A 10250-nucleotide genomic window follows, 5' to 3' on the forward strand; every position below is an offset into this window, starting at 1 on the left:
TTTTTTATGTGATTGATGTATGCTTTTTTTGTTAATATTATTTACTAAACTAATGCCTTCGCAGGGACGATACTAACCCCCGTCTAAAGACGGGGGAATGCGTATCGTAATTCTTCAAAGGCAGAGAATCTGTTTAGATTCCTTGCCTTCCGGCATAGCCAATATACAGCGGTCATGCAAATATTGCACACAACCTCTGCGCCAAAATTATATATATCTTTCGAAGTACCGCCACAACTATAGTTTCCGGATCTTTGCCGTCAGGTCCAGTGGCTTTGAATAGTAGAGCTCGCTTGTGACAATTATATCGACAAATTTTGCATATTCAGCAACCTTTTTCAGGTCAATGCCACCCACTGCAACTTCAAGCCTTGGATTTAGAGAACGAAGCTCAGGCACAAAGGTTTCCAGCTCCTCAGGACTGAAATGGTCAAGCAGCAGAACATCTGCAAGGGGCGCGTACTTATATGCCTCCTCCATGCTGCGTGGTTCTATCTCTATCTTCCTTGTGGACCTCAGCCTTCCGATATCCTCAATGATACTGAGATGGTTCTGGCTGAGCAGAACAGAGTCACTCAGAGAATTGCGATGATGCTGACCGCCTCCTGTCTTCACGGCCTTGAGTTCATACTTGCGAAAACCAGGATGCGTCTTCCTGCTGGTAGCTATTATCAGATCAGGGTTGACCTTATGTGCCAGCTCGACGCTAAACCGGGTATTGGAAGCGATAGCACAGACAAGTGAAAGGAAAGTTTGTGATACCCTCCAGAGCCTGAAAAGCGCAGGAAGATCACCCTGTGCCTCAAATATCACATCATGCGCATTGAATTCTGCACCGTTGCCGAGGCTGCTGATAACTTCCAGGCCGTTTTTCCGGTAGAAATCAGCAAGGTCATCCATGCACGCAGCTACACCATGCTCCCGGGACATGATACGCAGCCTTCCCTTGCCCGCTATACCCAGAAGCTCGGTGGTCTCATCACCGTATGGGCAATCTTCCGAAAGGTAAAGATCAAAAAAATCAACCATGATATCACCTGTAATCAGCAATACTTGGTTTACATACTTCATAACTGTTACTATAGTGTAAGGCTGTCATGACAGAAAATGTAAGAACACGTCGGGGAGCAGGCGTTGAAGCGGCTATTGCAGGTATGTCAAAAGATAAGTAAAAAAGCAAAGAGGTTATTCAAATACGCTATGGACAAACTTAACTTTGACGGCTCATGCGACCCAAACCCCGGAGGAAGGATGGGATTTGGATGGGTTATTAGCTGGAAGAGCAAAAAAACTTCCACAGAAGGAAGAAAAGAGAAGCAGCGTTCCCCCGCAAACACAAACAATGTAGCTGAGTACACTGCACTGAAGGAAGGAATAGTGAATTACCTGGAACTTGGCGGAAAGGGACCTCTCCTGGTGTGCGGCGACAGCCAGCTGGTCATCAGCCAGATGTCAGGAAAATGGAATATAAATAACGAGAACCTTGCGATCATCAAAGAGCAGATAGCATCGCTCATACAAAGTAACGGCCTCAGGGTAACGTTCAAATGGATTCCCCGGGGTGAGAATAGTATAGCTGACAGGCTGGCAATGCCGGGTGATGCACCTGCCAGGCCCATTGAAAGGAAAGTGATAGCAGACGTGAACACATCCAAAGCCCTGCCCTTGCTTAGGATACAGATCAATGAATTGAACGCACATCCATCCCCGGGGTTCAAAAGCTTCGCCGGATTAAAAGTAGGTGGGATGGACGCCTATTCCAGGATCAAGCTAGAAGACCTGAAAAAGCAGGCCGGTGTAAGTGCAGCAGCTCTTGTCCAGAAAGATTTCCCACTGGATGAACTGCATCAGGCCTCTGCCCTGAGGTGGATGCTCAGGGGGCTTGCAGCAGACCTTGCAATACGGAAAGTGAAGACAGACATCGAGCTTGGAAATAAAAGGGCTAAAGGAAATTCAAAGCGCTAGGATCACACTGCTTTTTATGACTAATATGAACCATGCGCCTTAAAATTGGAAAAGGGAGTTCAGTCGTCCAGAGAGGAAAGGTCTCCAGGATCCATGCCAAGCTCCCGGGCTTTGAGCACCCGCCTCATAATTTTCCCGCTGCGGGTCTTTGGCAGGGATTCCACGAACTCTATCTCTGAAGGTATGGCGATAGGACCCAGATCCATCCTTACATGATATACAAGGTCCAGCTTGAGTTTATCACTGGGCTTGTAACCTATGCAAAGTATGACAAAGGCTTTGATGGAATCTCCTTTGAGGGGATCGGGCTTGCCTATGACCGCCGCCTCAGCAACGGCTTCGTGGGAGACAAGTGCGCTTTCCACTTCCGCACTGCCTATGTTGTGACCAGCGACTATAAGGACATCGTCAGAACGGCCCAGTATCATGATATAGCCTTCCTCGTCCTTCACAGCAAGGTCACCGGCAGTGTAATAATTGCCAATGGTGCTCCAGTACTGCCTGTACCTTTCATCATTACCGTATACGGTCCTCATCATTGAGGGCCAGGGTTCCTTAATGACCAGGAAACCGCCTGTACCCGGAGGCACAGGCTGGCCGTTCTCATCGACAACGTCCACAACAATGCCCGGAACGGCACGACCTGCAAATCCCGGCTTCATGGGTTCGCCTACAGTCGTGGTGATCATGTGCATGCCCGTTTCTGTCTGCCACCAGGTATCCAGGACGGGGCATTTATTCTTACCGACGACGCTGTAGTACCACTCAAAAGCCTCCGGGTTGAGAGGCTCACCTACAGAACCCAGTATCCGGAGAGAATTCAGGTTATATTGTTGCGGCCACTGCTCACCCTGTCTCATGAACATACGAATAACGGTCGGCGCTGTGTAGAATACGGTCACGTCGAACTCTTCTATGATGCTCCACCAGATGCCGGGGTCGGGATAATCAGGAGTTGCCTCTGTTATCAGTATTGTAGCACCCAGCGAAAGAGGACCATAGACTATGTAGCTGTGCCCGGTGATCCAGCCCGGGTCGGCCGTACACCACATAACGTCGCTGTCTTTCAGGTCTAACACACACTTGGTGGTGTAATATGTTCCGACCATATAGCCACCACAGGTATGGACAATGCCTTTTGCAGGTCCTGTGGTACCACTGGTATAAAGTATAAAGAGCGGGTCCTCGGAATCCATCACTTCCGGTTCGCATTCCTTATCCTCTTTCTCCAGGATATCATTAAAGTCGACCTCTATCTCCGAGAAGAGCTCCATTGGCGGGGACATTCTCCTGAGAACAATTATCTTTTCCACACAGGAAGCATTTACGACAGCTTTGTCAACAAGGGATTTAAGGTCAATACGTTTGCCACGTCTTATAGCTGCATCTGCGGTTATGACTATCTTTGCCTGCGCGTCCTTGATCCTTGAATGCAGTGCATTGGAGCCAAAACCGCCAAACACAACGCTATGTACCGCACCTATACGGGCACATGCCAGCATGGCAATTATCTGCTCGGGCACAAGGGGCATGTAGATGCAGACCCTGTCTCCCTTGCCCACGCCCAGTGACTTGAGACCATTGGCAAATCTCATGACCTCACGGTAAAGCTGCCGATATGTGATCACCTGCTCTTTGCCATCATCGCCAACCCATATTATTGCGACCTTGTTCCTTTTACCATTTAAGATGTGTCGGTCCAGGCAATTATAGGTTATATTCAGTTTTGCATTAGTGAACCATTTTGCATGCGGGTGTTCCCATTCCCTGACATGGTCCCATTTTTTGAACCAATCCAGCTCCTCTGCAATACTTTCCCAGTGCTTTTCAGGATCCTTGAGAAATCCGGCGTAGGCAGTTTCATAATCCTGTATCCAGGAATTCTCTTTAGCAGAGGGATCTGGCAGGTAACTCTTGCCGTTCAGTTTTACATCAAAATTCTCAGACATATTCACCTCGAATGCAAACCTAATGACTGCTTATTTTCATGACCTGGTCTTGCCTTCCGACCAAACGGGTACAAATCTCCGCCACACCCACACCATCAAAGAAAATTATACGGCTTCTTATATAATGGATAATCATGATATTAATATAAGTCTATTGTGGTCTAACAAAATTAACAGCGTTAAAAACAAAGTTACATGATATCAAACTTTAATTAAAAAAGGCACTTCTGCCCATGCAGCGGGCAAGCCTAAAAAGGAAATTCAGGATGAGAGAGCCAGTATAGCTTCTGCAAGGTCACCGTTGGCATCCTTTAATGCCTGCCTTGCTTTCTCTGCCGGAACTCCGGTCTGCTCTGCAACCAGCCGTACATCATCTTCGGGTATCTCGGTCTGCCTGGCAATCTCTTCCGGAGTGCCGACTATCTGGTAAGTGTCGACACCCTGGGCGGTCATCACAGAAACGTTTGCATCATTGAACACGATATCCTTATCAGGAGTCCTGATTATCACTTGCTGCACATCGTTGATCTCGTTAACGTTTATACCCATCTGTTTCATCATCTGTTTGACTTTTGCGGGGTTCATACCCCTACCGCCAATTCCCGGAAGCATATAATCACCTTATTACAATACCCAATCTGTATCTATTTAAATATTCTTATGTGCATTCGTTACAATTAGTGGCAGCCGCCGCCACACGGACCACATGAGCCTGCAGAAGAGGCATTATCAATGATAAAACCGTTGCCCTGCGGACCTTCGACATAGTCAATGGTTGCTGAGGTAAGGCCTTCTATATCATTCTTGTTAATGACGATCTTCAGCCCGTTCTTCTCTTCCACAATATCGTCGTCCTCACTGATATCATTGTCCAGTGACATGCCATACTGGACACCGCAACAGCTCATGCCTGCTACGAATACTCTCAGTGAATAATCCTGCTTATCCTGCTCCTGAAGCAGGGATTTCAATTCTGATGCTGCCTTTTCGCTTACTTCTACCATATTAAGTCCTCTTCGTTTAACTTAGTACAAGGTGATTTACTGGGTAATCCTTTATATGATTTATTGCTATATAAAATATTCGTGCCAGTGCGAACGATATTACTGAAATTCCTTTGCGCCCTTAAACAAACTCAGCATCATCATCCACAGGGTTATGCAACACTTCTCCGGTGTAAGCATTCACTTCAATGGAATTACGCGGTCCTTTTACTTCCCATATGGGTATATAGACCAGGTCGATGTCCAACTGGATATCGGAGAGCGAGGGCTTGAAACGCTTGTGTTCAGAGATGATAGCATCACCCTGGGTATTGTCAAAACGCAGGTCTTTTGTGTGTTCATCAATGATCCTGGCAAGCATGTTCTTGCGGGCTTCCTCCTTTGTACTGGCGGACTGCCTTAATTCATAGGGCATATCCGGGATGGCTATGCTCTCGCGCACATCGTGCAGCACAAAGTTCTCACTCTGTCCGTTAAGGGCATTCAGACAGCCTGAACCTTCTCCTGTTATGTCTACGATCTTTGACCTGTACTTCTGTTCGCTCTTAAGGTTGTAATTATACTGCCAGAAAGGCACCAGTTTCAGGACAGCGTTCTGATATGTATGGATGTGGGGTTTTGCAATAGTTACAGCATGATCCTTTGTGACATTCAGAGGGACCGCCCTCAGGTTGAGAAGAACACTATCAGGATCTATGGCCGGAGTAGCGGCTTGCCTTTCTTCCATTACCACTGGGGGAGCGATAGGAGCTCTTTCAGGAACTCTTTCAGCACGCTGAGACATACGAGCGAGAAGAGGACTTCCCTGTGCAACAGGCTCCTCTCTCACAGGACCCCCACCGCCGAATATCGCATTTATGGCCATTTTTGCAACTTCATCAGCCTTGGATACAGTCTTTTTCACAGGGTCACCCAGCAGGTCAAGCTCACCGTTACTGCCCTCGATATCAGCAAGTACAGCCCTGCCGATCTGCAGCGCCACATCATCCCGATCCCACACCCTGAGGCCGGAATCCCGGGCGTGCTGCAAGAAATCCCTGTCAGCCTTCCCTGTCACAACATAAAGCCCCTCACCATCGGCTATCATGCTGATGAATTTGTTCGTTTCAGCGATATCGGCGTGAGCGGCAAGTTTGATGAATGTCTTTTGGCCGTTCTTTTCGGCGATCAGATCATGCTGGTAAGAATCAACGACAGCATAGCCTGCCGAAGTAAATATATCTTTTAATATCCGTACTAGGTCCTGTTTCATGAAAATCAGCATCCGTTGTTTTGAAAACTAAAATAGGGCTCATTAAATAAAAAGATAAGCAATTGGTAAGTGATCCAGCATGAAAAACAAAAGAACACGGTGTTTTGCTTATTCAGAGCACGCGCGTAGTGGTTTCAAGTTCAATTCCCTTTGAAGTGACCGAAAATGGAATAGTCCTGTTTGGAACCAGCATGCCACGCATTTTCCTTATCATTATCGTACGCTCTATCTCGCTCCCATGTTCCTTTAACCTGAGTTCGATCACACCATCACATATATGCTTAAGGTTATTCTCTGTAATAGGATCATGCATACCGCTGGTCATCAGTATCATCTGGATGGCTCCTGTTGCCTTGCCTACTGAAGACATTATCTCTATAGCTTCAACTACATTGTTCAGGGGATATGAGCGCAGGAAATAAGATATGGAATCGATCACACCACGATACTTGTTAACCCTCTTCTGCACCACAGTACCCTTTAACATATTCATGGAGTCGGTTCCCTTTTTAAGGAAATCCTTTGCAGAGATGATACTTGTGAACTCTTTGGGAAGCACGTTGTAGAACCTGGGACTGTAAGCGTCAATAAATTCAAGCGAGCCACTGTCGATGTATTTGCGGACGTCCAGTTTCATATCCTGCATGTCAAATATTATCTCCTGTATGGGATGTTCCGAAGAAAAATAATAGACATCTTCGTTGTCTGAGAGGCCGCCCTGAACGAACTGCCTGGCAAACAGATCACCATTAGCCCCCGGCTCTGCGAGCACAAGAATAGTGGTTCCGGCGGGCACACCTCCACCCAGTTGTATATCCAGGCCTCCTATACCCGTAGCGACACGACAGCTACCGGTACCTTCAAAACTGAAATCCATTTTTTCACCTTCTATCAAATGTGCAATTAATAAAAATATGTGGAAATTATATTTAGATTGAATAATAATAGGCTTTTATAGTATATATCAATTAGTGATTGCTATCTGTTATATTATTAAGCAAGGTGTAAGTGACCACTATGATCAATATAGACGACCTAAAATACGAGAATGGGCTCATTCAGGCAATTGCACAGGACCATGCCACAAAGGACGTGCTTATGTGCGCTTTCATGAACAAGGAAGCACTTCAGAAGACAATGGAAACAGGCATTGTACACTACTGGAGCCGAAGCAGGGGGAAACTCTGGAAAAAGGGAGAGAGCTCAGGCCATATGCAGAAGGTTAAAGAGATGTTCATAGACTGCGATATGGACGCAGTGCTTATCCTGGTGGAACAGGAAGGCGGCGCATGTCACACCGGATACAGGTCGTGCTTCTACCGTAACATGGAAGGAGAAGTTACCGGGAAGAAGGTCTTTGAACCGGATGATGTCTACTGACAATTATTTTGAAAAGACAAGAGGATAAGTTTCCAGAAGGAGAGACTCCCCGGATATTTTATGAGTCGCAACTGAATTATATAATCCAATTCATAAACCTTCAATATGAAAGAAGGCAAGAAGAATGCGCAAAGGATAATACCGGATACAAGTTCTGTTATTGACGGTATTATCTCTACTGGTGTGGAAAGGGGAGATTATAGGGATTATGATGTCTGCATACCTGAAGGTGTAGTTGCAGAACTGGAAGCTCAGGCTAACCGGGGACTGGAAATAGGATTCAGAGGGCTTGAAGAGCTGCAGAAACTGCAGGAGATGGCAAAAGGAGGCGCTATCAGACTTTATTTCTGCGGGAAGAGGCCAAATCTGGATCAGGTGAAACTCGCCAGAGGCGGGGAGATAGATGCCCTTATACGTGAGACTGCAAAGGAGGCGAAAGGAAAGTTCATCACGGGAGACCGCATCCAGTCCATGATTGCAAGGGCAAAGGGAATAGATGTTGATTTCGTGAAACCGGAGTACAAAGAGCGGGGACCCCTTATAGTTGATAAGTTCTTCACACCCGATACAATGTCGGTGCACCTGAAGAACAAGGTTCCCCCCATGGCTAAGAAGGGGTCCATCAAAGAAGTCAGGTACGTACAGATAAGGGATGAACCCTGTACATTCTATGAACTGAAGGAGATATCCAGGGAACTGATGGACCGGGCCCGCTCCGACCAGAACTCTTTCTTTGAGCTTTCCTTTACCGGAGCATCGGTGCTGCAGATAGGCAAGATGAGAATTGCCATAGCCAACCCACCCTTCTCGGACGATGTGGAGATCACTATCGTGCGTCCGGTGGCGACAGTATCTCTTGACCAGTACAGGATGAGCGAGATGCTCAAGGAGAGGATACGCGCCCAGAGGGGCATACTTATAGCCGGACCTCCCGGAGCCGGCAAGTCAACTTTTGCCGCAGGAATAGCAACTTTCCTGAATGACAAGGGGTTCGTGGTAAAGACCATGGAGTCTCCCCGCGACCTGCAGGTGCCACCGGAAATTACCCAGTATGCACCCCTTGACGGCAATATGGAGAACACCGCGGACGTGTTGCTGCTGGTGCGCCCGGACTACACTATTTACGATGAGGTGCGCAAGACCAGGGATTTCGTGATCTTTGCGGATATGAGGCTGGCAGGCGTGGGCATGATCGGCGTGGTGCATGCAAACCGCGCTGTGGATGCAATCCAGAGGCTTATCGGCAGAGTGGAACTGGGAGTTATACCTCAGGTGGTGGACACTGTGATATTCATAGACAAGGGAGAGGTCGCCAAGGTTCAGACCCTGCAGTTCACGGTGAAGGTACCCGCCGGGATGATGGAGGAGGACCTCGCAAGGCCGGTCATCCTGATATCAGATTTCGAGACCGGAAAGAACGAGTTTGAAATATACACCTACGGAGAACAGGTGGTGGTGATGCCTCTCGGAAATGAGGAGGCCAGAAAACCCGCCTGGGCACTGGCTGAGAGCGAAGTGCAGTCTGTGTTGCAGGATTATGCCAGCGGCCCGGTGAGCGTAGAAATGGTCTCAGACAGCCGCGCACTGGTGAAGGTCCGGGAAAAGGATATGCCCCGCATTATCGGAAAAGGAGGCAGCACCATTGACGATATCGAGAAGCTACTCGGCATTCATATAGATGTGCGCAAGTTCGAGTCGGAGAAAGAGGAAAAGAAGAAAGGTGCAAAGGACACAAGGCCCCACCGTCCTATTATCGAGCGTACCAGCCGGCATGTCATCCTTAACGTCCCCGAACTTGCCACCCAGGATGTGGAGATCTACGCAGAAGAAAAATTCCTCTTTTCAGCCACTGTCGGCAGGCACGGCGACATCAAGGTCCGCACTGACTCAGACGTTGCAGACAACATTATGGAAGCAGTGGAAACAGGAGAGTCCGTGTGGGTGAAAGTGGCCTGAGACCAAAAAGAGACTTGACCAAGATAATGGATATAGGTGACCACAAGATTGTGCAGGGTTTGTGGTCACCTACCTGAGAACTTACCTGACATTTGCAGACAATATCAATATGGGCGAATCATGGATGGCTACTTAGATATTGTGCGATGTATCCTGCAAACTCATCAAAATCATCCAGTCGCTCTGTAAGGAACATGTAAAGGATGCTCATATCTATGTCCTCGTATATATGAACCAGAACGTTTCTAAACCCTGCTGCCTGAGAGAAAAACTCTGCAAATTCCGGAGGAATGATCCCGTTCTTCCCAAGTATGAGGAACACACTTCTGTATATCTCGGGCCTGTGAACCTCCCCTTCCTGAAGGAAGGGGCTTCCCGTTTCATCGATTCGGGTTATTATGAAAGAATTTCTTTAGTTCTTTCCTTTTCCCGTATCTCGAGGGCGTTAGTGTCTATTGACCTTTTATGAAGAACAACAAACACCAATTCCGCTAGTTCCTGTAGCGTATTTTAGAGTTATGCCAAGTTCCTGTAGTCCTTTGTTAAGAATGTTGATGCTCGCATTGATATCCGTGTCATGATGCTGACCACAGCAATCGCAGTCAAATTCTCTGACAGAAGTGTCTTTGACCTTAACATTCTTATGTCCACAGACAGAGCAGATCTGGCTTGACGGGAAATATTTCTCTATCTGGTGGTAGATCTTACCGAACTTCTTAGCCTTGTACTCAAGCATCCTGAAGA

11 protein-coding genes are annotated in these 10250 nt (G+C 47.4%); 3 read left to right on the forward strand and 8 right to left on the reverse strand.

The genetic code is table 11. The features are described 5' to 3' along the window. Positions 1 to 237 precede the first annotated feature (237 nt). Entirely contained in the window at positions 238 to 1029 is a 792-nt protein-coding gene (locus Q8J68_RS03260; protein ID WP_305310121.1) for a nicotinate-nucleotide pyrophosphorylase, read from the reverse strand. Positions 1030 to 1200: 171 nt separating this feature from the next. Here Q8J68_RS03260 and Q8J68_RS03265 point away from each other — a divergent pair, with 171 nt between their 5' ends. Beyond that, positions 1201 to 1965 (forward strand): ribonuclease HI family protein, encoded by a 765-nt coding sequence (locus tag Q8J68_RS03265; protein ID WP_305310122.1) that lies wholly within the window; start codon positions 1201 to 1203, stop codon positions 1963 to 1965. A gap of 59 nt (positions 1966 to 2024) precedes the next feature. Here the strand turns inward: Q8J68_RS03265 and acs are convergent, their stop codons facing one another. From acs to Q8J68_RS03290, 5 genes are all read right to left on the reverse strand, one after another. Further along, positions 2025 to 3914 carry an acetate--CoA ligase gene (gene acs / locus Q8J68_RS03270; RefSeq protein WP_305310123.1) on the reverse strand — a complete coding sequence of 630 codons (1890 nt, stop codon included), beginning with the start codon at positions 3912 to 3914 and terminating at the stop codon, positions 2025 to 2027. Positions 3915 to 4175: 261 nt separating this feature from the next. After that, positions 4176 to 4526, reverse strand: coding sequence for a nascent polypeptide-associated complex protein (locus Q8J68_RS03275; protein WP_015053776.1), 351 nt, complete (start codon positions 4524 to 4526; stop codon positions 4176 to 4178). A 65-nt stretch (positions 4527 to 4591) separates the two neighbouring features. Then, positions 4592 to 4918 (reverse strand): iron-sulfur cluster assembly accessory protein, encoded by a 327-nt coding sequence (locus Q8J68_RS03280; RefSeq protein WP_305310124.1) that lies wholly within the window; start codon positions 4916 to 4918, stop codon positions 4592 to 4594. A gap of 121 nt (positions 4919 to 5039) precedes the next feature. Continuing rightward, positions 5040 to 6170 (reverse strand): hypothetical protein, encoded by a 1131-nt coding sequence (locus Q8J68_RS03285; protein WP_305310125.1) that lies wholly within the window; start codon positions 6168 to 6170, stop codon positions 5040 to 5042. A 112-nt stretch (positions 6171 to 6282) separates the two neighbouring features. Further along, positions 6283 to 7047 carry an ATPase domain-containing protein gene (locus tag Q8J68_RS03290; protein ID WP_305310126.1) on the reverse strand — a complete coding sequence of 255 codons (765 nt, stop codon included), beginning with the start codon at positions 7045 to 7047 and terminating at the stop codon, positions 6283 to 6285. Between the two features lie 140 nt (positions 7048 to 7187). Here Q8J68_RS03290 and hisI point away from each other — a divergent pair, with 140 nt between their 5' ends. After that, the gene (gene hisI / locus Q8J68_RS03295; RefSeq protein WP_305310127.1) at positions 7188 to 7550 is read left to right on the forward strand and encodes a phosphoribosyl-AMP cyclohydrolase; all 363 of its coding nucleotides are present in this window, start codon (positions 7188 to 7190) and stop codon (positions 7548 to 7550) included. A gap of 105 nt (positions 7551 to 7655) precedes the next feature. Then, entirely contained in the window at positions 7656 to 9506 is a 1851-nt protein-coding gene (locus Q8J68_RS03300; RefSeq protein WP_305310128.1) for a PINc/VapC family ATPase, read from the forward strand. A 118-nt stretch (positions 9507 to 9624) separates the two neighbouring features. Here Q8J68_RS03300 and Q8J68_RS03305 read toward each other — a convergent pair whose 3' ends face one another. Continuing rightward, the gene (locus Q8J68_RS03305) at positions 9625 to 9906 is read right to left on the reverse strand and encodes a DUF86 domain-containing protein (protein ID WP_370867594.1); all 282 of its coding nucleotides are present in this window, start codon (positions 9904 to 9906) and stop codon (positions 9625 to 9627) included. 63 nt (positions 9907 to 9969) lie between these two features. Beyond that, the coding region (locus Q8J68_RS03310) for a zinc ribbon domain-containing protein (RefSeq protein WP_305310129.1) at positions 9970 to 10250 on the reverse strand (281 nt) is incomplete at its 5' end.

The sequence above is a fragment of the Methanolobus sp. genome, assembly GCF_030682845.1.
Taxonomy (GTDB): Archaea; Halobacteriota; Methanosarcinia; order Methanosarcinales; family Methanosarcinaceae; genus Methanolobus.

What these genes read in the sequence shown, in the direction of transcription:
- Q8J68_RS03260 (WP_305310121.1), bottom strand. Translation starts at nt 1,029, where the DNA reads ATGGTTGATTTTTTTGATCTTTACCTTTCGGAAGATTGCCCATACGGT.
- Q8J68_RS03265 (WP_305310122.1), top strand. Translation starts at nt 1,201, where the DNA reads ATGGACAAACTTAACTTTGACGGCTCATGCGACCCAAACCCCGGAGGA.
- acs (WP_305310123.1), bottom strand. Translation starts at nt 3,914, where the DNA reads ATGTCTGAGAATTTTGATGTAAAACTGAACGGCAAGAGTTACCTGCCA.
- Q8J68_RS03275 (WP_015053776.1), bottom strand. Translation starts at nt 4,526, where the DNA reads ATGCTTCCGGGAATTGGCGGTAGGGGTATGAACCCCGCAAAAGTCAAA.
- Q8J68_RS03280 (WP_305310124.1), bottom strand. Translation starts at nt 4,918, where the DNA reads ATGGTAGAAGTAAGCGAAAAGGCAGCATCAGAATTGAAATCCCTGCTT.
- Q8J68_RS03285 (WP_305310125.1), bottom strand. Translation starts at nt 6,170, where the DNA reads ATGAAACAGGACCTAGTACGGATATTAAAAGATATATTTACTTCGGCA.
- Q8J68_RS03290 (WP_305310126.1), bottom strand. Translation starts at nt 7,047, where the DNA reads ATGGATTTCAGTTTTGAAGGTACCGGTAGCTGTCGTGTCGCTACGGGT.
- hisI (WP_305310127.1), top strand. Translation starts at nt 7,188, where the DNA reads ATGATCAATATAGACGACCTAAAATACGAGAATGGGCTCATTCAGGCA.
- Q8J68_RS03300 (WP_305310128.1), top strand. Translation starts at nt 7,656, where the DNA reads ATGAAAGAAGGCAAGAAGAATGCGCAAAGGATAATACCGGATACAAGT.